Source organism: Klebsiella sp. GN_Kp190 (genome assembly GCF_040061795.1).
GTDB lineage: Bacteria > Pseudomonadota > Gammaproteobacteria > Enterobacterales > Enterobacteriaceae > Klebsiella > Klebsiella michiganensis.
Window position 1 is genome coordinate 107,293 of the sequence record NZ_JBEAFN010000030.1, and the last position, 22,908, is coordinate 130,200.

The following is a 22,908-nucleotide window of genomic DNA, read 5'->3' on the forward strand; positions in this document are numbered from 1 at the left end:
GAGGGTTGGGGTCTGTCTTAACGCTAACGGCAACCCCGGACGCTGAACAGTTAGCAAAAATACTAGTTTTGCGCCGCGCCGGAACGGCACCGGAATTGCATATCTTTGGGCCAGCTACTGACGGATTTGCACAAATCGTGCCCGTCGCAGGTCTCGTTTTAGGTGAAGGGGGTTATATGCGACTGGAGTTTGACCACCCCGGCAGCGCGCGGGCGGCCAGCCTGGATGACGCATTCAGCGGGCTTTTTCAGCACACCCGGAGGTTGGGATTTGAGGCGGTGATTTACGATTACACGCCGGTTCCGCGTTCTCTGGAAGGAGAACTGATTACGCCCTCGCTGCTGAAAACGTTCAACGTGCCGGAAGATATGCGCCAGCTATGGTGCGAGCGCGGATATTACCAGGTGGATCCGGTACAGCACTGCGCGCTCGAGAGCTGCGCGCCTTTTGTCTGGTCCTATCAACGGCCGGACAGCAGCATGCTGCGCGGGAGGCTGGACAATCATCCCACCGCGGTCACCGACTATATGCGCGAACACAATATGCCCTGCGGCGCGACGGTTCCCCTGCATCTCCCCAACGGGGGGTTCGTGACCCTCACCGGCATCCATACCGGCCAGCGTCAGGAGCGGGAAATCAGCGCCACCCTGGCGCAGCTGATGCTGCTCGCCTGGCAGTTTCAGGAGTCCGCCTTCCCGCTGTTCGACAGCGCTATGCTCACCTGCCGTCACGTCAAGCTGAGCAACCGCGAGCGCGAATGCCTGGCGTGGTCCGCCGAGGGGCTTACCGCCAAAGAGATCGCCCGCAAGCTGCATCGCTCGGTGGCGACGGTGACGCTGCATCTCAATACCGCGGCCAAAAAGCTGGGCGCCAGCAACCGCGTGCAGGCGGTGGTCCGCGCCCTGCACTACCGTCTGCTCGACAGCTAAGAACTAGCATTTTTGCTAGTGTTCAGCCGCGGTTGCCAGCCTTTACCCTGAAAGCCGGTCCACTTAGCAGGGTAAAGATGATTCATGTATACCATCCGCGAAGGTTACGCCCCGTTTCGGCACTATCAAACCTGGTTTCGCGTTTGCGGCGATATCGATAGCGGACTCACGCCGCTGGTCGTCGCCCACGGCGGGCCGGGGTGCACGCATGATTACGTCGATGCGTTCCGCGATATCGCCCTCAGCGGGCGAGCGGTGATCCACTACGATCAGTTAGGCAACGGGCGTTCAACCCATTTACCGCAGCAGCCCGCCGACTTCTGGCAACCGGCGCTGTTTCTTGACGAACTGGCTAACCTGCTGCTGCATCTCAATATTGCCGATAATTACGCCCTGCTCGGCCAATCTTGGGGAGGTATGCTCGGCGCGGAGCACGCCGTGACGCAGCCAAAGGGGTTAAAGGCGCTGATTATCGCCAACTCCCCGGCATCGATGGCGCTGTGGCTGCAGGGGGCGGCAAAGCTGCGGGCGCAGCTGCCCGCCGACGTCCAGCAGACGTTGCTGGACCATGAGGCGGCAGGAACGCTGGACAGCGCGGAATATAAGGCGGCAAGCGCAGTATTTTATCAACGCCACGTCTGTCGGCTCGATCCCTGGCCGGCGGAAGTGCGGCGCACCTTCGATGCCATGGATGCCGACCCGACGGTTTATCACGCCATGAATGGCCCCACCGAATTCCACGTTATCGGCAGCATGAAAGCATGGACGATTATCGACCGCCTCGCGCGCATTACGGTTCCGGTTCTGCTGATTTCCGGGCGCTACGATGAAGCCACGCCGGAAGTGGTACAACCCTTTATGGACCATATCTCCGGCGCCGAGTGGGTCATTTTCGAAGCTTCGAGCCATATGCCGCACGTCGAAGAGCGCGAGCTGTGCATGAAGACGGTAAACGACTTTTTAGGCCGAGCGATATCATAAAAGCCGCTTACAGCGCCAGTCCGCCTCCGCCGCTGAAGGGCCGCTCGCCGGCGATTTTCATCACTTCAGCCCCTAAAGTGACAAACGGCGCCCGACGGCTGGCATAAATCAGGCCGCCCGATGTCGGCCGCACCGCTTTGACCATATCGGTCAGCGGATCGATGATTTCCGCGACGACATCGTCGGCGCTGACCCACTCGCCGGGATGTTTTAGCAGCACCAGGATGCCGGTCGCCGGCGCGGTGACAATCTCCCCGGCGGCAAACGGCAGCATCACCGTTTCCTGCTGCGGAACCTCGGGCCTGGCGCCCGCCAGCACGCCGCGGTACTGCAGGTAACGGTAAATACGTTCGGCGTCGTCGCAGGCGGTGGCGTGATTCACCTCCTGCTGGCCGCGCAGCTCGACGGTCACCGCCATGCAGCCGGGCTGCTGCTGGCGCCACGACGGATTCCTCGCGCAAAGACGCTGCCACGGCAGGCCGCAGGCTTCATCAAACGAGTTGCCCCCGCTCTCCTGCGACAGCAGCATGGCGCCAATACCGAGGAAAGCCGCCAGAACTTTCGCCTCGCGTTGCCAGGCCGGGTCGGCGTAAAGGTGCAAAATCGCCTGGTCATCGCAGTGCAGATCGAGCACCAGATCGGCATCGCAGGCGAGACTCAGCAGATGGTGGCGCAGGGCCTGCGCCTCGCTCACGGCGGGAAGCGCCGCCAGCGCCTCCCGCATCGCCGCGCGCACCCGCTGCAGATACTCGGGGCGCGTACCGGGCAAATCCGCCGGTAAACCGGCCTGCGCCAGCGCCGCCAGATCGGGAAAATCGCGGTTAAAATTGCGCCCGCTCGCCAGATCGAAACGGCCAATACCGCTGCTGAGCAGCACCTGGGCCAGCCCCGGCGGGTTGGCTACCGGCACAAGAATGATTTCGCCGCGCAGTTCGCCGCGCCGTTCCGCCTGGCTGAGTAATCTTTTAAGATAATGCAGAACCAGCATGCCCGGGATTTCATCGGCGTGCAGCCCCGCCTGCAGATAGACCTTCTCTCCCGTGCCGGGCGCGCCGAAATGAAAATGGCTTAATTGCCGCTGCCCACCGAGTGCATGTTCAGGTAATGTATAGTGTTTAATTTTCATTGGACGTCCTGGTTGTGGAAAAGAAAGCCCGGCTTGACCGTATCGATCATAAGATCCTTGAAATTCTGCGCCGGGATGGCCGCATTTCTTATCAGAAGCTCTCGGAGCAGGTAAACCTCACCGCCCGTCCATGCCTGGAGCGGGTGCGCGGCCTCGAGCGCGACGGCATTATTCGCGGCTACAGCGCCATTGTAGAACTGCCCGAGCCGGAGCACGCGTTTGTGGTACAGGCGCAAATCGCGCTGGCCGACCACGGGCGCTCGCAGCCGGTGTTTGAACAGGAGATGCGCCAGACGCCCGAAGTGCTGGACTGCTGGCTGGTCAGCGGCAGCTTCGACTTTCTGGTACGCATCGGCTGCCGCAGCATGGCGCACTACTGCCAGCTGGCGGATAGCTGGCTGACCAGTAAAAAGTTTCACGTCGATAAAATCGTCACCCTGACCGAACTGCAGGCCATTAAGCGCTCCTGACTAGCCGCGCCGGATAAACGCCAGCCAGCGCCGCTCGGCGCGGGAAAAGGCGAAAATCAGCATAAAGGTGCAGAGCAGATACAGCGCCGCGGCCATCAGAAACGGAATAAACGGCGAATAGGTCATGGCGTAGAACGCGCGGGCCACGCCGGTAATATCCAGCAGGGTGACGGTGCTGGCCAGCGACGTGGCGTGCAGTAAAAAGACCATTTCATTATTCAGCGCCGGGATCCCGCGTCTGAGCGTCGCAGGCAGCACCAGACGACGAATAATCTGCCATTTCCCCATCCCGTAGGCTTCCCCGGCGACCCACTCCTGGCGCGGAAAGGTCACCATCATCCCCGCCAGCAGCTCCGCGACGTACGCGGCAGTGTTGAGGACCAGCGCCAGCGTGGCACAGAAGGTCGCATCGCGGAACAGCAGCCAGAACGGCTGGTCGTTCATCCAGCCCGTCTGCACGATATCGAACTGCGACAGGCCGTAGTAAATCAGCATCAGCTGGAGATAGAGCGGCGTGCTGCGGAAAAAATACGTAAAACCACGGATGGGCAGCGCCAGCGCGCGCGGGCCGTACACCTGCCCCACCGCCATCGCTATCGCCAGCGCCATCCCGGGAAAGATGGAGAGCAAAAACAGCTCCGCCGTTACCGCCAGCCCGCTGGCGGCGCCGTTGCCGTCGCTCCACAAAAAGCTCGGGATCGCATCGAGAAAGGTTTGCAGATTCATAAGGCCGTCCCCGCCGTGGAAGAGCGCAGCGCGTAACGCTTCGCCAGGCGGCTGAACAGCCAGCTGGAGAGTGCGGTAATCACCATGTAAATCAGCGAGACCAGAAAATAGAAGAGGAACGGCTTTTGCGTGGCGCGCCCGGCCTGTTCGGCCAGCCATACCATATCCTCAAGGCCCAGGATCGACACCAGCGCCGATGCTTTCATCAGCCCCAGCCAGTTGTTGTTGATGCCCGGGATCGCGAAGCTCAGCATCTGCGGCAGCATCACCCGGCGGAACACCGTCCACGGCCGCATCCCGTAGGCCTGCGCGGCTTCGGTTTGCCCGCGATCGACGGTCAGAAAGGCGCCGCGAAAGGTCTCGGTGTAATAGGCGCCGAAAACAAAGCCGATCGCCAGCACGCCGGAGATAAAGGTATTGAAGCGCACCGGCCCGAGCCCCACCAGACCCAGCAGCAGGTTCACCAGCATCTCGCCGCCGAAAAACAGCAGCAGCATAATCACCAGCTCCGGGATACCGCGTACCAGCGTGGTGTAGGCGGTGGAAAACAGGCGCAGCCACGGCGGGCCGAAGAGCTTAATTAGCGAGTTAATCAGCCCCAGCAGCAGAGCGACCAGTAATGAAGAGAGCATCACGCACAGCGAAAGCGCCGCGCCGCGTAACAACAGGGGTAAATAGTCTGCGACCATATTCAGCCTTCCGCGGAGGTCGTAAAGGGGCGCAGGCCATCACCCGCGCCCGCATCTTCACGACTTATTTGCCATAAATATCAAAGCTAAAGTATTTTTTCTGGATCGCGTCGTAGGTGCCGTCGGCGCGGATTGCCTTAATGGCGCCGTTCAGCGCATCGCGCAGCGCCGGGTTGTCTTTATTCACCGCAATCCCCACGTCGGAGGAGATGCCGCCGTCCTGGATAACCGGACCGGCAAAGGCGAATTTCTGCCCGCGCGGGGTATCAATAAAGCCGGTCGCCGCCTGGATATTATCCTGCAACGCGGCGTCGATGCGCCCGGAGAGCAGGTCGAGGTAGACGTTATCCTGGTTAGCGTAACCGACAATTTTCACGCCATGATTGGCCCAGTTGGCCTTCGCAAACGCTTCATGGGTGGAGCCGGTCTGGACGCCGACGGTTTTGCCTTTCAGGCTGGCGACGTCAGGCAGCAGCGGGCTGCCTTTGCGCGCCACCAGCTGCGCCGCGCTGCGGTAGTAGCGGTCGGTGAAATCCACTTCCTTTTTACGCTCATCGGTAATATTGAGCGAAGCGATAATGGCATCGAACTTATGCGCGTTGAGGGCGGCGATCATGCTTTCGAACGGCTGCTTCACGAAAACGCATTTGGCTTTTAGCTGGGTGCACAGCGCATTGGCGATATCAATATCAAAGCCGGTAATTTCACCGCTGGGCGCCAGCACGTCAAACGGCGGATAGCCGCCATCGACGCCAAAGCTGATGGTGTCAAACTGCTGGGCGGCCAGCGGCGCGCTGAGCGCCATGCAGGCCAGTAGTGCGGCAAGGCGTATTTTCATTTCGATCTCCCCGGTGTTGGCGCGGTGATTAAAAACGCAGTGAGAGGCAGGTCAGGCCGCCATCCATTTTCTTAAATTCGCTGGTGTCGAGCTGCACGATAGGCATTCCCAGCTTGCTGATTTCGCCCAGGGTATAGGGGTAGCCCTGCGGCGTAATTAAGGTATCGTTGATCCACAGCGTATTTCCGGCGTAGGCCTCCTCTTCCGGGATCACGATGCTGTTGAAGCCGCTAAACGCCGGATGGTTAACGTAGCCTTCCGTCAGCAGCAGCGTATTGCGGCCCACATAGTTGACTATCGATTTCAGATGCAGACCGGCGCTCACTTCAATCGCCGCGACCTGATAGCCGTGCGGCTCAACGGCGGCGGCAAACTCGCGGATCCCCTGCTCATCGGTGCGCGCCGTCAGGCCGATAAAAAACTGCTTATCCACTAACAGCACGTCGCCGCCGTCCATATGCCCGCGCTCGCTCATCCGCGCCAGCGGACGGAACCCCGCCAGAACCGGCGCAATGGTATCGACCTCGCCCTGACGGCTCGGCGCGCCCGGATGGGTGATCACCGCCAGTTCCGGCATCACCACCGCGGTATCTTCAACAAAGTGCGCATCAGGATAATCCGCCGCCGCGGGCAGTACGGTGACCTTCAGGCCAAGCTGCAGCAGGGTTTCTACATAGGCGAGAAACTGGCGGGTGGTGGCGGCGATATCCGGCGCGCCCAGCCGGGCGGTAGTTTGTCCTGCGCCGCAGGTGGCGGCCGGGAGACGGGCGATAGCTTGGGTAAAATGCATAAAGAACCCTCTGGTAGTGGTCGCATTGCTTAAGGCAAAATCGTGAGTGAATTTGATTATCAAACAGATGCCGCCGCCAATCAGGCTGAATCACTTTCCGGGGCCGCTTATTCACGCTGTATATCAGTTCAGATTCGACGTATTCCGCTGTGACCCTTAAGAAACAGCGGATGACGGGCAATAACTAACCTGATTCATCGCCCGGCTAAGCAAAATCATTAAGCGAATTTTACGCCTAACTATTCACCGTAACCGGCTCTGCGAAAAGCGTTTTTTACAGACATATCTGGACAGTCTTTTCATAATTCCTCCATTTTTAAGCAGCGTTCGCTGGCTAAACTAGTATCATTCCGTGAAACGTTTCAGGATGAGATAGCAAATTAATGAAAGGTAGCAATAAAAGCCGTTGGGCTGCGGTGCTGGTGGTCGCGATCGTCGCGGGCGCCGCGTACTGGTTCTGGCAGGGTCGCGAAGCGGCAAACAGCGGCGCGCCGACGGCATCAGGCGCGCGTCAGCAGGGGCCCGGAGGCGGACGCCCCGGTCGTTTTGGCGCCGCCCTCGCGCCGGTACAGGCGGCCACCGCCACCAGCGAAGCGGTACCCCGCTACCTTTCCGGCCTCGGCACCGTGACGGCGGCGAATACCGTCACCGTCCGCAGCCGCGTCGACGGCCAGCTGCTGGCCATCCACTTTACCGAAGGCCAGCAGGTCAAAGCGGGCGATCTGCTCGCGGAAATCGACCCCAGCCAGTTTAAAGTCGCCCTCGCCCAGGCCGAAGGCCAGCTGGCGAAAGATCGGGCCACCCTGGCCAACGCCCGTCGCGATCTGGCGCGCTACCAGCAGCTGGTCAAAACCAATCTGGTTTCCCGGCAGGAGCTGGACACCCAGCAGTCGCTGGTCAGCGAAACCCAGGGTACGATCAAAGCGGACGAAGCCGCCGTCGCCAGCGCCCAGCTGCAGCTGGACTGGAGCCGCATCACCGCGCCAATCGACGGCCGGGTCGGCTTAAAACAGGTGGATATCGGCAACCAGATCGCCAGCGGCGACACCACCGGGATTGTGGTGCTGACGCAAACCCACCCGATCGACGTGGTCTTTACGCTGCCGGAAAACCAAATCGCCACGGTGGTACAGGCGCAAAAGGCGGGGAAAAAGCTGGCTGTCGAAGCCTGGGACCGCACCAATAAACAGAAAATCAGCGAAGGCTCACTGCTGAGCCTCGATAACCAGATTGACGCCACCACCGGCACCATCAAGCTGAAAGCGCGCTTTACTAACCTGGACGATGCCCTGTTCCCGAATCAGTTCGTCAACGCCCGTATGCTGGTCGATACCGAGCAGAACGCGGTGGTGATCCCAACCGCCGCGCTGCAAATGGGTAACGAAGGCCATTTCGTCTGGGTACTGAACGATGAGAACAAGGTCAGCAAGCACACCGTCACGCCGGGTATTCAGGACAGCCTGAAAGTGGTGATCAACGCCGGGCTTTCCGCCGGCGATCGCGTCGTAACCGACGGTATCGACCGTCTGACCGAAGGCGCAAAAGTTGAGGTCGTCGAAGCCCACGATGCGGCAACCGCCGCCGAGCCGGAAAAAGCCACCAGCCGCGAGTACGGTAAAAAAGGAGCGCGCTCCTGATGCAAGTGTTACCGCCGAGCAGCACGGGTGGCCCTTCCCGTCTGTTTATCATGCGCCCGGTCGCCACGACGCTGTTAATGGTGGCCATTATGCTGGCCGGGATTATCGGCTATCGTTTCCTGCCGGTTTCGGCGCTGCCGGAAGTGGACTACCCGACGATTCAGGTGGTAACCCTCTATCCCGGCGCCAGCCCGGACGTGATGACCTCGTCGGTGACCGCCCCGCTGGAGCGCCAGTTTGGCCAGATGTCCGGCCTCAAGCAGATGTCTTCCCAGAGCTCCGGCGGCGCGTCGGTGGTCACGCTCCAGTTCCAGCTCACGCTGCCGCTGGACGTCGCGGAACAGGAAGTACAGGCAGCCATCAACGCCGCCACCAACCTGCTGCCTTCTGACCTGCCTAACCCGCCGGTCTACAGCAAAGTTAACCCCGCCGATCCGCCGATTATGACCCTCGCGGTCACCTCTTCCGCCGTGCCGATGACCCAGGTCGAGGATATGGTGGAGACCCGCGTGGCGCAGAAAATCTCCCAGGTTTCCGGCGTCGGGCTGGTCACCCTCGCGGGCGGCCAGCGCCCGGCGGTACGCGTCAAGCTCAACGCCCAGGCCATCGCCGCCCTCGGGCTGACCAGCGAAACGGTGCGCACCGCGATAACCAGCGCCAACGTCAACTCGGCGAAGGGGAGTCTTGACGGCCCGTCGCGGGCGGTGACCCTCTCCGCCAACGATCAGATGCAGTCGGCGGAAGATTACCGCCGGCTGATTATCGCTTATCAGAACGGCGCGCCGATTCGCCTCGGCGACGTCGCCACCGTGGAACAGGGCGCGGAAAACAGCTGGCTCGGGGCATGGGCGAACAATCAGCGGGCGATCGTCATGAACGTTCAGCGCCAGCCGGGGGCCAACATTATCTCGACCGCCGACAGCATCCGCCAGATGCTGCCGCAGCTCACCGAAAGCCTGCCGAAATCGGTTAAAGTACAGGTGCTTTCCGACCGCACCACCAATATCCGCGCCTCGGTCAGCGATACCCAGTTCGAGCTGATGCTGGCCATCGCCCTGGTGGTGATGATTATCTACGTCTTTCTGCGCAACGTCCCGGCGACGATTATTCCCGGCATCGCCGTACCGCTATCGCTGGTCGGCACCTTTGCGGTGATGGTATTTCTCGATTTTTCGATTAACAACCTGACGCTGATGGCCCTGACCATCGCCACCGGCTTTGTGGTCGATGACGCCATCGTGGTGATTGAAAACATCTCGCGCTATATCGAGAAAGGCGAAAAGCCGCTGGCCGCCGCCCTGAAAGGGGCCGGAGAGATTGGCTTTACCATTATCTCGCTGACCTTCTCGCTGATTGCGGTGCTGATCCCGCTGCTGTTTATGGGCGATATCGTGGGCCGTCTGTTCCGCGAGTTCGCCATTACCCTGGCGGTGGCGATCCTGATTTCCGCGGTGGTGTCGCTGACCCTGACGCCGATGATGTGCGCCCGCATGCTGAGCCACGAGTCGCTGCGCAAGCAGAACCGCTTCTCGCGCGCCAGCGAGCGTTTCTTTGAGCGGGTGATCGCCGTCTATGGCCGCTGGCTGAGCCGGGTGCTGAATCATCCGTGGCTGACCCTGAGCGTGGCCCTCGGTACCCTGGTGCTGTCGATTATGCTGTGGGTGTTTATTCCGAAGGGCTTTTTCCCGATTCAGGACAACGGCATTATCCAGGGGACGCTGCAGGCGCCGCAGTCGGCGTCGTTCGCCAACATGGCCGAGCGCCAGCAGCAGGTGTCGGCGGCGATACTCAACGATCCGGCGGTGGAAAGCCTGACCTCCTACGTCGGTGTCGACGGTACCAACCCGGCGCTCAACAGCGCCCGCCTGCAAATCAACCTTAAGCCGCTGGACGAGCGCGACGATCGCGTACAGACGGTGATCGCCCGCCTGCAGAACGCGGTGAGCGGCATTCCCGGGATTGAGCTTTACCTCCAGCCGACGCAGGATCTGACCATTGACACCACCGTCAGCCGCACCCAGTACCAGTTCACCCTGCAGGCCAACTCGCTGGACGCGCTCAGCAACTGGGTCCCGCAGCTGCTGGCCCGGCTGCAGGCGCTGCCGCAGCTCTCCGACGTCAGCAGCGACTGGCAGGATAAGGGCCTGGCGGCGTATATCAACGTTGACCGCGATAGCGCCAGCCGTCTCGGCATCAGCATGGCGGACGTCGATAACGCGCTGTATAACGCCTTCGGTCAGCGTTTAATCTCCACCATTTATACCCAGGCGAATCAGTACCGCGTGGTGCTGGAGCATGATACCCAGGCCACGCCGGGGCTGGCGGCGCTGGATAATATTCGCCTGACCAGCAGCGACGGCGGGATTGTGCCGCTGAAATCCATCGCCAGCGTCGAAGAGCGCTTTGCCCCGCTATCCATAAACCATCTCGATCAGTTCCCGGTTACCACCATCTCGTTTAACGTGCCGGACAACTATTCGTTGGGCGATGCGGTCGAAGCGATTCTTGGCGCTGAACAGGCGCTGGCGTTCCCGAGCGATATCCGTACCCAGTTCCAGGGCAGCTCGCTGGCCTTCCAGTCGGCGCTCGGCAGCACCGTCTGGCTGGTGGTTGCCGCGGTGGTGGCGATGTATATCGTCCTCGGGGTACTGTATGAAAGCTTTATTCATCCGATAACGATTCTCTCCACCCTGCCGACGGCGGGCGTCGGCGCGCTGCTGGCGCTATGGCTGGCGGGGAGCGAACTGGACGTTATCGCGATTATCGGCATCATTCTGTTGATCGGCATCGTCAAGAAAAACGCCATCATGATGATCGACTTCGCGCTGGCCGCCGAACGCGAGCAGGGCATGCCGCCGCGCGAGGCGATCTACCAGGCCTGCCTGCTGCGCTTCCGTCCGATCCTGATGACCACCCTCGCCGCCCTGCTGGGCGCGCTGCCGCTGATGCTCAGTACCGGCGTCGGCGCGGAGCTGCGGCGTCCGCTGGGGATTGGCATGGTCGGCGGTCTGATGCTCAGCCAGGTGCTGACGCTGTTCACGACTCCGGTTATCTATCTGCTGTTCGACCGGCTGTCGCTGTATATGAAGAGCCGGTTCCCGCGGCGTGAGGAGGAGGCGTAGGTGAAGTTTTTCGCCCTCTTCATTTACCGTCCGGTGGCGACGATTCTGATTTCGCTCGCCATTACCCTGTGCGGCATCCTCGGTTTCCGCCTGCTGCCGGTGGCGCCGCTGCCGCAGGTGGATTTCCCGGTCATCATGATCAGCGCCTCGCTGCCCGGCGCGTCGCCGGAGACCATGGCCTCTTCGGTGGCGACGCCGCTGGAGCGCTCTTTGGGGCGGATTGCCGGGGTCAATGAGATGACCTCCTCCAGCTCGCTCGGCAGTACGCGCATCATTCTTGAGTTCAACTTTGACCGCGATATCAACGGCGCGGCCCGCGACGTGCAGGCGGCGATTAACGCCGCGCAAAGCCTGCTGCCGAGCGGCATGCCGAGCCGTCCGACCTACCGCAAAGCCAACCCGTCAGACGCGCCGATCATGATCCTCACCCTCACCTCGGATACCTGGTCCCAGGGTGAACTGTACGACTTCGCCTCTACCCAGCTGGCGCAGACCATTGCCCAGATTGACGGCGTCGGCGACGTGGACGTCGGCGGCAGTTCGCTGCCCGCGGTGCGCGTCGACCTCAACCCGCAGGCGCTGTTTAACCAGGGCGTATCGCTGGACGCGGTGCGCAGCGCCATCAGCAACGCCAACGTACGTAAACCGCAGGGGGCGCTGGAAGATGCCACCCACCGCTGGCAGGTGGCGACCAACGACGAGCTGAAGACCGCCGCCGAATACCAGCCGCTGATCGTGCACTATAACAACGGCGCGGCGGTGCGCCTCGGCGACGTCGCCAACGTCACCGATTCGGTGCAGGACGTGCGCAACGCCGGGATGACTAACGCCAAACCGGCGATTTTGCTGATGATCCGCAAGCTGCCGGAAGCCAATATCATCGAGACGGTGGACAGCATTCGCGCCCGCCTGCCGGAGCTGCAGCGCACCATCCCGGCCTCTGTCGATCTGCAAATCGCCCAGGACCGCTCGCCGACCATCCGCGCCTCGCTGGAGGAAGTGGAGCAAACGCTGGTCATCTCGGTGGCGCTGGTGATCCTCGTGGTCTTCCTCTTCCTCCGCTCGGGGCGCGCGACGCTGATCCCGGCGGTGGCGGTTCCGGTTTCGCTGATCGGCACCTTTGCCGCCATGTACCTGTGCGGCTTCAGCCTTAACAACCTGTCGCTGATGGCGCTGACCATCGCTACCGGCTTCGTGGTCGATGACGCCATCGTGGTGCTGGAAAATATTTCCCGCCATCTGGAAGCCGGCATGAAGCCGCTGCAGGCGGCGCTGCAGGGGAGCCGGGAAGTCGGTTTTACCGTGCTGTCGATGAGCCTGTCGCTGGTGGCAGTGTTCCTGCCGCTGCTGCTGATGGGCGGCCTGCCGGGAAGGCTGCTGCGCGAATTCGCCGTTACCCTGTCGGTGGCGATTGGCATTTCGCTGGCGGTCTCTCTGACCCTGACGCCGATGATGTGCGGCTGGCTGCTGAAAAGCGGCAAGCCCCACGAGCCGACGCGCAAGCGCGGGGTTGGCCGCCTGCTGGTGGCGATTCAGGGCGGATACGGCAAATCGCTGAAGTGGGTGCTGAAGCACAGCCGCTTAACCGGCCTGGTGCTGCTTGGCACCATCGCGCTGAGCGTCTGGCTCTATATCTCAATTCCCAAAACCTTCTTCCCGGAGCAGGACACCGGGGTGCTGATGGGCGGTATCCAGGCGGACCAGAGCATCTCGTTCCAGGCGATGCGCGGCAAGCTGGAGGACTTTATGAAGATCATTCGTGAAGATCCGGCGGTGGACAACGTCACCGGTTTTACCGGCGGCTCGCGGGTCAACAGCGGAATGATGTTTATCACCCTCAAGTCGCGCGATGAGCGCCATGAAACGGCGCAGCAGATTATCGATCGGCTGCGGAAGAAGCTGGCCAAAGAGCCGGGGGCCAACCTGTTCCTGATGGCGGTACAGGATATCCGCGTCGGCGGCCGTCAGGCCAACGCCAGCTACCAGTATACGCTGCTGTCGGACGACCTTGCGGCGCTGCGGGAATGGGAGCCGAAAATCCGCAAAACGCTGGCGGCGCTGCCGGAGCTGGCGGACGTCAACTCCGACAGCCAGAATAACGGCGCGGAGATGGATCTGATCTACGATCGCGATACCATGTCGCGGCTCGGCATCAGCGTGCAGGACGCCAACAATCTGCTGAACAACGCCTTCGGTCAGCGGCAGATCTCAACCATCTACCAGCCGCTGAACCAGTATAAAGTGGTGATGCAGGTCGACCCGGTCTACACCCAGGACGTCAGCGCCCTCGATAAGATGTTTGTGATCAACAGCGAAGACAAGCCGATTCCGCTCTCCTATTTCGCCAAATGGCAGCCGGCTAACGCGCCGCTGTCGGTGAACCACCAGGGGCTGTCGGCGGCGTCGACCATCTCCTTTAACCTGCCTACCGGCAAGTCGTTGTCGGAAGCCAGCGACGCCATCAACCGGGCGATGACCCAGATTGGCGTGCCGTCCAGCGTCCGCGGGTCGTTCGCCGGGACCGCGCAGGTGTTCCAGGAGACCATGAACTCGCAGGTGATCCTGATTCTGGCGGCCATCGCCACGGTCTACATAGTGCTGGGGATCCTCTATGAGAGCTACGTTCATCCGCTGACCATTCTGTCGACCATTCCGTCCGCCGGCGTCGGCGCGCTGCTGGCGCTGGAGCTTTTCGATGCCCCGTTCAGCCTAATCGCGCTTATCGGGATTATGCTATTAATTGGCATCGTGAAGAAAAACGCCATCATGATGGTCGATTTCGCCCTTGAGGCGCAGCGCAACGGCAACCTGCCGCCGGAAGAGGCGATCTTCCAGGCCTGTCTGCTGCGCTTCCGGCCGATAATGATGACCACCCTGGCGGCGCTGTTCGGCGCGCTGCCGCTGGTTATCTCCGGCGGCGATGGCTCCGAGCTGCGCCAGCCGCTGGGGATTACCATTGTCGGCGGCCTGGTGATGAGTCAGCTGTTGACCCTGTACACCACGCCGGTGGTCTATCTGTTCTTCGACCGTCTGCGGCTGCGTTTTTCGCGAAAAGTCCCTCAACCGGTAAGCGAATAACATGACAGATCTTCCCTCCAGCGTGCGCTGGCAGCTGTGGATAGTGGCCTTCGGCTTTTTTATGCAGGCGCTGGATACCACTATCGTTAACACCGCCCTCCCCTCCATGGCGCAGAGCCTCGGGGAGAGCCCGCTGCATATGCATATGGTTATTGTCTCCTATGTGCTGACGGTGGCGGTGATGCTGCCCGCCAGCGGCTGGCTGGCGGATCGGGTCGGGGTGCGGAATATCTTTTTTAGCGCCATCGTGCTGTTTACCGCCGGCTCCCTGTTCTGCGCGCAGGCCGCCACGCTCGATCAGCTGATACTCGCCCGCGTGCTGCAGGGCGTCGGCGGCGCGATGATGGTGCCGGTTGGCCGCCTGACGGTGATGAAAATCGTCCCGCGCAGTCAATACATGGCGGCGATGACCTTCGTCACCCTGCCCGGCCAGGTGGGTCCGCTGCTCGGCCCGGCGCTCGGCGGGATGCTGGTGGAGTACGCCTCCTGGCACTGGATCTTCCTGATCAACATTCCGGTCGGCATCGTCGGCGCCATCGCCACGCTGTGCCTGATGCCCAACTACACCCTGCAAACCCGGCGCTTTGATATCTTCGGCTTTATTCTGCTGGCCGCCGGCATGGCGACGCTGACCCTGGCGCTCGACGGTAAAAAAGGGCTCGGGCTCTCCCCCCTGTGGCTGACGGCGCTGGTGGCCATCGGCGCGGCGTCAATGCTGTGCTATCTGTGGCACGCGCGCGGCAACCGCAACGCGCTGTTTAGCCTGAAGCTGTTTACCAACCGCACCTTTTCTCTCGGCCTTGGCGGCAGCTTCGCCGGGCGTATCGGCAGCGGCATGCTGCCGTTTATGACGCCGGTGTTTTTACAGATCGGCCTCGGCTTTACGCCGTTCCACGCCGGGCTGATGATGATCCCGATGGTGCTCGGCAGCATGGGGATGAAGCGCATTGTGGTCCAGGTGGTCAACCGCTTCGGCTATCGCCGGGTACTGGTGACCTCGACGATTGGCCTCGCGCTGGTCAGCCTGCTGTTTATGGCCGTTGCGCTCGCCGGCTGGTACTGGCTGCTGCCGGTGGTGCTGTTCCTGCAGGGGATGATTAACTCCAGCCGCTTTTCTTCAATGAATACGCTGACCCTGAAAGACCTGCCCGACGATCTGGCCAGCAGCGGCAACAGCTTGCTGTCGATGGTCATGCAGCTGTCGATGAGTATCGGCGTCACTATCGCCGGGATGCTGCTCGGTCTCTACGGCCAGCAGCATATCAGCGCCGATGCGGCGATCGCTCATCAGGTCTTTCTCTATACCTACTTAAGCATGGCGGTGATTATCGCGCTGCCGGCGCTGCTTTTTTCCCGCGTACCGGATGACACCACGACCAATACCGTGATTCGTCGCCGTAAAAGGAGTGAGTCTTGAAGTTCTGGCGTCCCGGCATTACCGGCAAGCTGTTTATCGCGATCCTCGCCACCTGCATCGTGCTGCTGATCAGTATGCACTGGGCGGTGCGTATCAGCTTTGAACGCGGCTTTATTGACTATATCAAGCGCGGCAACGAACAGCGCCTGACCATGCTCGGCGATGCCCTGAGCGAGCAGTATGCCCAGCACGGCAGCTGGACGTTCCTGCGCAACAACGACCGCTTTATTTTCCAGCTGCTGAAAACCTTTGAGCGCGACAACGATGACCGCTCGCCGCCGGGCCGCGGTATGGGCCACGGTCCGATGGATGAGCCGCACGGTGGCCCCGGCCCGGAAGAGATGCCGCCGGACGCCGCGCCGGACCGGCCGCTCGACGGTCCACGCGGCGATCGTGGCGACCGCGGTCCCGGCCCCGATATGCCTCCGCACGGCTGGCGCACCATGTTCTGGGTGGTCGATCAAAAAGGACGCGTACTGGTGGGCCCGCGCGAACGCGTGCCGAAGGACGGTACCCGGCGCAGTATTATGGTCGACGGCGTTGAGGTTGGCGCGGTCATCGCCTCGCCGGTTGAACGCCTGACGCGCAACACCGATATCAACTTTGACCGCCAGCAGAAACGTACCAGCTGGCTGATTGTCGCCCTCGCCACGCTGCTGGCGGCGCTGGCCACCTTCCCGCTGGCGCGCGGCCTGCTCGCGCCGGTTAAACGCCTGGTTGAGGGGACGCACCGTCTGGCGGCCGGCGATTTCTCCACCCGCGTCGCCGCCACAAGCAGCGATGAGCTGGGGCGTCTGGCCAAAGATTTTAACCAGCTGGCCAGCACTCTGGAACGCAACCAGCAGATGCGCCGGGACCTGATGGCCGATATTTCCCACGAGCTGCGCACGCCGCTGGCGGTGCTGCGCGGCGAGCTGGAGGCGATTCAGGATGGGATCCGCAAATTTACCCCGGACTCCATCGCCTCCCTGCAGGCGGAAGTCGCCACCCTCACCAAACTGGTCGATGACTTACACCAGCTGTCGATGTCCGATGAAGGCGCCCTCTCCTACCAGAAAACCTCGGTGGATATCATCAATCTGCTGGAGGTCGCCGCCGGCGCGTTTCGCGAGCGCTTCGCCAGCCGCGGGCTGTCGATCGGCGTTTCGCTGCCGGAAAGCGCGACGATTTTCGGCGACCGGGATCGCCTGATGCAGCTGTTTAATAACCTGCTGGAAAACAGCCTGCGCTATACCGATAGCGGCGGCGGCCTGCAGATTAGCGCCAGCCAGAGCGGGGATATGCTGGTTCTCGATTTTGCCGATAGCGCCCCCGGCGTCACCGATGAACAGCTGGAGCGGTTGGTCGAGCGTTTTTATCGTACTGAGGGGTCGCGCAATCGTGCCAGCGGCGGCTCTGGTTTAGGGCTGGCGATTTGCCTTAACATTGTCGCGGCCCACGGCGGTACTTTGCGTGCCGGCCATTCGCCTTTGGGCGGGGTTAGCATTAAAGTAGAACTACCTCTGGAACGTAATTTATCGAGAGACGTATGACTGAATTACCTGTTGATGAAAACACGCCACGCATTCTTATCGTGGAAGATGAGCCCAAGCTGGGTCAGCTGCTGATCGATTATCTTCAGGCGGCGGGCTATGCGCCGACGCTGATTAATCACGGCGATCGGGTTCTCCCGTACGTTCGCCAGACGCCGCCGCATCTGATCCTGCTGGATCTGATGCTGCCCGGCACCGACGGTCTGACCCTGTGTCGGGAAATCCGCCGTTTCTCTGAGGTACCGGTGGTGATGGTCACCGCCAAAATCGAGGAGATCGACCGCCTGCTGGGGTTAGAAATCGGCGCCGATGACTATATCTGTAAGCCCTACAGCCCGCGCGAGGTGGTGGCCCGCGTGAAGACCATTCTTCGCCGCTGCAAACCGCAGCGCGATCTGCAGGCGCTGGATGCGGAAAGCCCGCTGATTGTCGACGAAGGTCGTTTTCAGGCTTCCTGGCGCGACAAGCTGCTGGACCTCACGCCCGCCGAGTTCCGCCTGCTGAAAACCCTCTCCCAGGAACCGGGTAAAGTCTTCTCGCGCGAACAACTGCTGAATCATCTATACGATGATTACCGCGTGGTGACCGACCGAACGATCGATAGCCATATCAAAAACCTGCGGCGTAAGCTGGAGTCGCTGGACGCCGAGCAGTCGTTTATCCGCGCCGTTTACGGCGTGGGGTACCGCTGGGAAGCCGACGCCTGCCGGCTGGCATAATTAGCCCCTGCCCGACTTTTCCCCGGCTCGCGCTGCGCTTAGCCGGGCTACTGGCTCACCGCCGTCTGCGGGCCGGGTCGCCCGGGCAGGCGCGTCAAGCGCCGCCTCCGGGGAATTCGCCTCCCTGCGCGCCATAATCTGAAAATATCCTCAATAATAAAAAAATGACCTAACGGCATGCTATATTGCGAAAGATATTATTGAATATTTTCAATGGATTAAATAAATAATGATAAAAATAACCACTTTCTCTTTTTGTGGGCTGCTTTTGCTCTGGACGACGGCCAGAGCAGAAATCACGGAACAGCAAATCGAAGCTGACTGCGCAAAAATCTCGACCTGGGCCAGCCAGGGCGAGCAATTCTATAAAGAGAAAAACTACGCCAAAGCGCGCGCTGCTTTTAAACAGCAGGCCGCATGGAGCGAAAGCTGCGCTCTTGACGACAGCGCCATCGCCACGGCCTACAACAACGTGGCGTTAACCTGGGTACGTGAAGGGGAGTGGCGCAAAGCCCGCGCCTGGCTGATGATAAGGCCAAACGACAGTAAGTCGGTTTACAATCTGGGACTTATCAAAGATAAGCTTGCTGCCATGCCGCTGCCTGTTTCAGCCGCTGGAGAATACTGGCGCTATGCCGGACGCGCCTCGTGGAACGTAATTATCGTAAAAGAGTTGCCAAAGCCATCGCAGTATCAGGTTGATTTCCAAGGCTATTATTTCGGCCTGATGGGGATCTACGCTGGCCCCAACATGGGGGAGTTCTCCGAAGCGGTCACGCTGGCAAACAATAATGCCGTCGTGGCGCTTCGGGAAGGGAATTATATTCACTGCGATATCTCGCTGGCGTTCTCCTCTGAAGCTATCGAGGCTGAGACCGATACGCCTATGAACTGCGGTTTTGGCATGAACGTCAACGCCGACGAGCGCTATCTGCGTGTTGATTAAGCCGGACGGTTTACTCCCCTCCCCGACGGCGCTACAATGCCCGCCCTTAATGTGGGGGCACTCCCCAACTCGCCGTACCGGGTGCGGCGAATCTGACCTGTCATCAGAACGAGAAAATCATGTTTAAACCGGAACTCCTTTCCCCGGCGGGAACGCTGAAAAATATGCGTTACGCTTTCGCTTATGGCGCAGATGCCGTTTACGCGGGCCAACCGCGCTACTCCCTGCGCGTGCGTAATAACGAATTCAATCACGAAAATCTGCAGCTCGGCATCAACGAAGCCCACGCGCTGGGTAAAAAATTCTATGTGGTGGTCAACATTGCCCCGCATAACGCCAAGCTAAAAACGTTTATTCGCGATCTGAAGCCGGTGGTGGAAATGGGGCCGGACGCGCTGATCATGTCCGACCCGGGGTTGATCATGCTGGTGCGCGAAAATTTCCCGCATATGGATATTCACCTGTCGGTACAGGCCAACGCCGTCAACTGGGCGACGGTCAAGTTCTGGCAGCAAATGGGACTCACCCGCGTTATTCTCTCCCGCGAGCTGTCGCTGGATGAAATCGCCGAAATTCGCAGCCAGGTGCCGGAAATGGAGATCGAAATTTTCGTCCACGGCGCGCTGTGCATGGCCTACTCCGGCCGCTGCCTGCTCTCTGGCTATATCAACAAACGCGACCCAAACCAGGGGACCTGCACCAACGCCTGCCGCTGGGAGTATAACGTGCAGGAAGGTAAAGAAGACGACGTCGGTAATATCGTGCATAAGCACGAACCGATCCCGGTGCAGAACGTCGAGCCGACGCTGGGCATCGGCGCGCCGACTGATCAGGTGTTTATGATTGAAGAGGCCAAACGTCCGGGCGAATACATGACCGCTTTCGAAGACGAACACGGCACCTACATCATGAACTCGAAAGATCTGCGCGCGATTGCCCACGTTGAGCGCCTGACCCAGATGGGCGTTCACTCGCTGAAAATCGAAGGCCGCACCAAATCACATTACTATTGCGCCCGTACCGCTCAGGTCTACCGCAAGGCTATTGACGATGCTGCCGCTGGCAAACCGTTCGACACCTCCCTGCTGGATACCCTGGAAAACCTCGCGCACCGTGGCTATACCGAAGGCTTCCTGCGTCGCCATACGCACGACGACTACCAGAACTACGAGCACGGCTACTCCGTTTCCGAACGCCAGCAGTTTGTCGGCGAATTTACCGGCGAGCGCAACGGCCAGCTGGCGGCGGTGGCAGTGAAAAACAAATTTTCCGTCGGCGACAGCCTTGAGCTGATGACCCCGCAGGGCAACGTTAACTTTACCCTCGAGCATATGGAAAACGGCAAAGGCGAACGCATGCCGGTCGCGCCGGGCGATGGCCACACAGTATGGTTGCCTGTTCCGGAAGATATGGCGCTGCAGTATGCGCTGCTGATGCGTAATTTTACTGGTCAGACGACCCGAAACCCGCACAGTAACTAGTTAATTTGGGTTATTTTTTCACGATGTAAAGATATTAGAAACGGATCACATACCGGTTCGTTCAAAGCAGATATCATCCATTTCGCTGAAAAACATAACCCATAAATGCTAGCTGTACCAGGAACCACCTCCTTAGCCTGCGTAATCTCCCTTACGCGGGCTTATTTTTTTATCTCTCTCCCGGTCTTCCCTTTCCGCATGCGGTACACTTTATGCATCATTGAGCAACAAAGGTCCCCTGATAATGTCCACGTTTCCAGCCAGCTTACTGATTCTGAATGGTAAAGGCGCCAATGAACCGTCCCTGCGAGAGGCGGTTAAACTGTTACGCGACGAAGGTATCGACATTCACGTCCGCGTCACCTGGGAAAAGGGCGATGCCGTTCGGTTTATCGATGAAGCCCTGACGCTGAACGTCGAAACGGTGATTGCCGGCGGCGGCGATGGCACCATCAATGAGGTGGCGACGGCGCTGGTGGAGCGCGAAGGCAATCTGGCGCTGGGGATTTTACCGCTGGGCACGGCGAACGACTTCGCCACCAGCGTCGGCATCCCTCAGGATCTGGCCAGCGCCCTGAAGCTGGCCATCGTTGGCCGCGATGTGGCGATAGATGTTGCACGGGTTAACGATAAGACCGGTTTTATTAATATGGCCACCGGCGGTTTCGGCACCCGAATCACGACCGAAACCCCGGAGAAGCTCAAGGCCGCGCTGGGCGGCGTCTCTTATTTAATCCACGGCCTGATGCGCATGGATACGCTTAAGCCGGACCGCTGCGAAATCCGCGGCGAGAACTTTCACTGGCATGGCGACGCGCTGGTCATCGGCATCGGCAACGGGCGCCAGGCCGGCGGCGGCCAGCAGCTGTGCCCGGAAGCGTTAATCAACGACGGCCTGCTGCATCTGCGCATTTTCACCGGCGAAGAGCTAATCCCCGCGCTGTTCAGCACCCTGGCCAATCCGGAAACCTCGCCGAATATTATCGACGGCGTCTCATCGTGGTTCGAGATCACCGCTCCCCACGAGATGACGTTTAATCTCGATGGTGAACCGCTAACCGGCAAAACCTTCCGTATGGAGCTGTTACCGGCCGCGCTACGCTGCCGACTGCCGCCGGACTGCCCGCTGCTACGTTAATCAGGTTTCGCAAAGCAAAGACGGCGCCCGGCTGGTATACAGCAGCCGGGTACGTTCGTTGAGCCGCTGGATGTTAAGGTAAAACGGCACCTGCGGCTGGAGGAAAAACGCTGGCAGGATACGCTTTACATGCTCCTCCTGCTCGGTCTCGCCGATGCTGGCTGAGACGGTTTCCGAACGCAGGAAGTAGTGCTGGCCGTCGCGGGTAAAGCTAAACCAGATGTTCTGATTAATGGTAAACGCAGCGCCCTGCGGCGGCGTAATTTCCCCCCGGACCATCGCCAGCCCGCGGCTGCTATCAAATACGTAGCGTAAGGAAATATCGCCCTGGTAGCCTGCGTTAATTAGCCGCATCTCGCCGCTGCACTGGAAATGATTGCGCTGCCAGTATTGCCAGGATTTTATCATTATTCCGCTAAGCACCCCGATAAATACGATAGCGATTAACCATTTAATTTCACGCGGGCGCATTGGCTACCTCCTTAATGTAATATTTGGTGAGGCATTGATTATCACGCCATTGACTAAATGGCTGACGGCAGCGAATCACCGACACCCGCGCTTGCCCGGGATAAAGCGTCAAATAAATCCACGAGTATTCTTCACATTCAAATTTGCTGCGCTTGATAAAATTGACATGACGAACGTGATCAACCACATCATTATTGGCAAAGAAATGACATTGTTGCGAAAGTTTAGCAATTATGGGCGAATAAGTTTGCAAATAAGAGTCGAATTCTGTTTGCCACGCAACAAAACCGCCGACCAGACAGCTCAGCAGCGCCGCAAGCCCCCATAACAGAGAGCATCGCGGCCTTAACCGCTTTTTTTCAGGCACACTCGCAGCCGCGACCTCCTCGTGCACGGGCCCATCTACGGGCACCTGTGGCTCCGGCGCCTTCTCCATCTCGCACGGCTGAGACTCCGTCACCGATATTGTCGCATCCAGCCTGACGCCAACCCTCGGCAGCGTAATAATAATATCGCCCTCCATGCCCAGCTCTTTAAATGCCCGGCGCAGCAGAGAAATATTCTGGTAGAAACCGTTGCTGGTTACCTGGGAGCCATGCTTTATCCACACTTCCTCGAAAAAGGTTTCGCGGGCAACGGTTTTGCCATCCTGCTGAATAAGCAGCAATAAACAACGGCTGGCCGGCATATTTAATGAAACCGTTTTCGTCTCGTCAGCAATGAGTATTAGAGCACCACGTTGAGGAATAAATGTAATTATTCCATTAATCGTATATGTTTTTTCCATCCTGTTCCCTGAGAATAGTAATCAAGTGGAT

General features: G+C 60.0%; 19 protein-coding genes. 12 read left to right on the forward strand and 7 right to left on the reverse strand.

The window, feature by feature from the left end; all coding sequences use genetic code 11:
• Nucleotides 1-176: 176 nt before the first annotated feature.
• On the forward strand, nucleotides 177-929 hold the full coding sequence (locus tag ABLU67_RS19080) for a LuxR family transcriptional regulator (protein WP_064357856.1): 753 nt from the start codon (nucleotides 177-179) through the stop codon (nucleotides 927-929).
• Between the two features lie 84 nt (nucleotides 930-1,013).
• A complete protein-coding gene (locus ABLU67_RS19085) occupies nucleotides 1,014-1,910 on the forward strand; it encodes a proline iminopeptidase-family hydrolase (protein ID WP_057173273.1) in 897 nt (298 codons plus the stop codon).
• A 7-nt stretch (nucleotides 1,911-1,917) separates the two neighbouring features.
• Here ABLU67_RS19085 and ABLU67_RS19090 read toward each other — a convergent pair whose 3' ends face one another.
• Nucleotides 1,918-3,036 carry a succinylglutamate desuccinylase/aspartoacylase family protein gene (locus ABLU67_RS19090; RefSeq protein WP_102803395.1) on the reverse strand — a complete coding sequence of 373 codons (1,119 nt, stop codon included), beginning with the start codon at nucleotides 3,034-3,036 and terminating at the stop codon, nucleotides 1,918-1,920.
• A 14-nt stretch (nucleotides 3,037-3,050) separates the two neighbouring features.
• Between ABLU67_RS19090 and ABLU67_RS19095 the strand changes: the two genes are divergently transcribed.
• Nucleotides 3,051-3,506 (forward strand): Lrp/AsnC family transcriptional regulator, encoded by a 456-nt coding sequence (locus ABLU67_RS19095; protein ID WP_025107779.1) that lies wholly within the window; start codon nucleotides 3,051-3,053, stop codon nucleotides 3,504-3,506.
• Here ABLU67_RS19095 and ABLU67_RS19100 read toward each other — a convergent pair whose 3' ends face one another.
• The 4 genes from ABLU67_RS19100 to ABLU67_RS19115 form a co-directional block, all read right to left on the reverse strand.
• Complete coding sequence (locus tag ABLU67_RS19100; protein WP_102803394.1) at nucleotides 3,507-4,232, reverse strand: ABC transporter permease subunit; 726 nt, start codon at nucleotides 4,230-4,232, stop codon at nucleotides 3,507-3,509.
• A complete protein-coding gene (locus tag ABLU67_RS19105; RefSeq protein ID WP_016946939.1) occupies nucleotides 4,229-4,921 on the reverse strand; it encodes an ABC transporter permease subunit in 693 nt (230 codons plus the stop codon). Before ABLU67_RS19105 ends, ABLU67_RS19100 begins: the two co-directional genes overlap by 4 nt.
• Before the next feature lie 64 nt (nucleotides 4,922-4,985).
• Nucleotides 4,986-5,759 (reverse strand): ABC transporter substrate-binding protein, encoded by a 774-nt coding sequence (locus ABLU67_RS19110; RefSeq protein ID WP_014838973.1) that lies wholly within the window; start codon nucleotides 5,757-5,759, stop codon nucleotides 4,986-4,988.
• A 28-nt stretch (nucleotides 5,760-5,787) separates the two neighbouring features.
• Nucleotides 5,788-6,549, reverse strand: coding sequence for an arginine deiminase family protein (locus ABLU67_RS19115; protein WP_014838974.1), 762 nt, complete (start codon nucleotides 6,547-6,549; stop codon nucleotides 5,788-5,790).
• Between the two features lie 383 nt (nucleotides 6,550-6,932).
• On the opposite strand from ABLU67_RS19115, the gene ABLU67_RS19120 reads away from it, so the two are divergent.
• The 9 genes from ABLU67_RS19120 (at nucleotide 6,933) to yegS (ending at nucleotide 21,619) form a co-directional block, all read left to right on the forward strand.
• Nucleotides 6,933-8,186 carry an MdtA/MuxA family multidrug efflux RND transporter periplasmic adaptor subunit gene (locus tag ABLU67_RS19120; RefSeq protein ID WP_014230096.1) on the forward strand — a complete coding sequence of 418 codons (1,254 nt, stop codon included), beginning with the start codon at nucleotides 6,933-6,935 and terminating at the stop codon, nucleotides 8,184-8,186.
• The gene (locus ABLU67_RS19125) at nucleotides 8,186-11,308 is read left to right on the forward strand and encodes an MdtB/MuxB family multidrug efflux RND transporter permease subunit (protein WP_042945699.1); all 3,123 of its coding nucleotides are present in this window, start codon (nucleotides 8,186-8,188) and stop codon (nucleotides 11,306-11,308) included. Before ABLU67_RS19120 ends, ABLU67_RS19125 begins: the two co-directional genes overlap by 1 nt.
• Nucleotides 11,309-14,386 carry a multidrug efflux RND transporter permease subunit MdtC gene (gene mdtC, locus ABLU67_RS19130; protein WP_048260785.1) on the forward strand — a complete coding sequence of 1,026 codons (3,078 nt, stop codon included), beginning with the start codon at nucleotides 11,309-11,311 and terminating at the stop codon, nucleotides 14,384-14,386.
• Nucleotide 14,387: 1 nt separating this feature from the next.
• A complete protein-coding gene (locus ABLU67_RS19135; RefSeq protein WP_014230099.1) occupies nucleotides 14,388-15,803 on the forward strand; it encodes an MFS transporter in 1,416 nt (471 codons plus the stop codon).
• Nucleotides 15,800-17,335, forward strand: coding sequence for a two-component system sensor histidine kinase BaeS (gene baeS / locus ABLU67_RS19140; RefSeq protein WP_016946933.1), 1,536 nt, complete (start codon nucleotides 15,800-15,802; stop codon nucleotides 17,333-17,335). The genes ABLU67_RS19135 and baeS overlap by 4 nt, the downstream gene beginning before the upstream one ends.
• Nucleotides 17,332-18,054 carry a two-component system response regulator BaeR gene (gene baeR / locus ABLU67_RS19145; RefSeq protein ID WP_014230101.1) on the forward strand — a complete coding sequence of 241 codons (723 nt, stop codon included), beginning with the start codon at nucleotides 17,332-17,334 and terminating at the stop codon, nucleotides 18,052-18,054. Before baeS ends, baeR begins: the two co-directional genes overlap by 4 nt.
• Before the next feature lie 226 nt (nucleotides 18,055-18,280).
• Nucleotides 18,281-19,000: a tetratricopeptide repeat protein gene (locus ABLU67_RS19150; protein WP_348852465.1), complete on the forward strand. Its 720-nt coding sequence runs from the start codon at nucleotides 18,281-18,283 to the stop codon at nucleotides 18,998-19,000.
• A 119-nt stretch (nucleotides 19,001-19,119) separates the two neighbouring features.
• Nucleotides 19,120-20,481, forward strand: coding sequence for a tRNA 5-hydroxyuridine modification protein YegQ (gene yegQ, locus ABLU67_RS19155; RefSeq protein WP_025107782.1), 1,362 nt, complete (start codon nucleotides 19,120-19,122; stop codon nucleotides 20,479-20,481).
• A 244-nt stretch (nucleotides 20,482-20,725) separates the two neighbouring features.
• Nucleotides 20,726-21,619 (forward strand): lipid kinase YegS, encoded by an 894-nt coding sequence (gene yegS, locus ABLU67_RS19160; protein WP_047723272.1) that lies wholly within the window; start codon nucleotides 20,726-20,728, stop codon nucleotides 21,617-21,619.
• On the opposite strand, the gene ABLU67_RS19165 is transcribed toward yegS, so the two are convergent.
• Together ABLU67_RS19165 and ABLU67_RS19170 are read right to left on the reverse strand one after the other, a co-directional pair.
• Nucleotides 21,620-22,090, reverse strand: a complete 471-nt coding sequence (locus ABLU67_RS19165; protein ID WP_014230103.1) for a hypothetical protein — start codon at nucleotides 22,088-22,090, stop codon at nucleotides 21,620-21,622.
• A complete protein-coding gene (locus ABLU67_RS19170) occupies nucleotides 22,077-22,877 on the reverse strand; it encodes a winged helix-turn-helix domain-containing protein (protein ID WP_032719859.1) in 801 nt (266 codons plus the stop codon). The genes ABLU67_RS19165 and ABLU67_RS19170 overlap by 14 nt, the downstream gene beginning before the upstream one ends.
• Nucleotides 22,878-22,908 lie beyond the last annotated feature (31 nt).

Coding starts and splice junctions, on each gene's coding strand:
- ABLU67_RS19125 (WP_042945699.1), top strand. CDS start 8,186: ATGCAAGTGTTACCGCCGAGCAGCACGGGTGGCCCTTCCCGTCTGTTT.
- ABLU67_RS19090 (WP_102803395.1), bottom strand. CDS start 3,036: ATGAAAATTAAACACTATACATTACCTGAACATGCACTCGGTGGGCAG.
- yegS (WP_047723272.1), top strand. CDS start 20,726: ATGTCCACGTTTCCAGCCAGCTTACTGATTCTGAATGGTAAAGGCGCC.
- ABLU67_RS19135 (WP_014230099.1), top strand. CDS start 14,388: ATGACAGATCTTCCCTCCAGCGTGCGCTGGCAGCTGTGGATAGTGGCC.
- yegQ (WP_025107782.1), top strand. CDS start 19,120: ATGTTTAAACCGGAACTCCTTTCCCCGGCGGGAACGCTGAAAAATATG.
- baeR (WP_014230101.1), top strand. CDS start 17,332: ATGACTGAATTACCTGTTGATGAAAACACGCCACGCATTCTTATCGTG.
- ABLU67_RS19115 (WP_014838974.1), bottom strand. CDS start 6,549: ATGCATTTTACCCAAGCTATCGCCCGTCTCCCGGCCGCCACCTGCGGC.
- ABLU67_RS19105 (WP_016946939.1), bottom strand. CDS start 4,921: ATGGTCGCAGACTATTTACCCCTGTTGTTACGCGGCGCGGCGCTTTCG.
- ABLU67_RS19080 (WP_064357856.1), top strand. CDS start 177: ATGCGACTGGAGTTTGACCACCCCGGCAGCGCGCGGGCGGCCAGCCTG.
- ABLU67_RS19100 (WP_102803394.1), bottom strand. CDS start 4,232: ATGAATCTGCAAACCTTTCTCGATGCGATCCCGAGCTTTTTGTGGAGC.
- ABLU67_RS19085 (WP_057173273.1), top strand. CDS start 1,014: ATGTATACCATCCGCGAAGGTTACGCCCCGTTTCGGCACTATCAAACC.
- ABLU67_RS19120 (WP_014230096.1), top strand. CDS start 6,933: ATGAAAGGTAGCAATAAAAGCCGTTGGGCTGCGGTGCTGGTGGTCGCG.
- ABLU67_RS19165 (WP_014230103.1), bottom strand. CDS start 22,090: ATGCGCCCGCGTGAAATTAAATGGTTAATCGCTATCGTATTTATCGGG.
- ABLU67_RS19170 (WP_032719859.1), bottom strand. CDS start 22,877: ATGGAAAAAACATATACGATTAATGGAATAATTACATTTATTCCTCAA.
- ABLU67_RS19110 (WP_014838973.1), bottom strand. CDS start 5,759: ATGAAAATACGCCTTGCCGCACTACTGGCCTGCATGGCGCTCAGCGCG.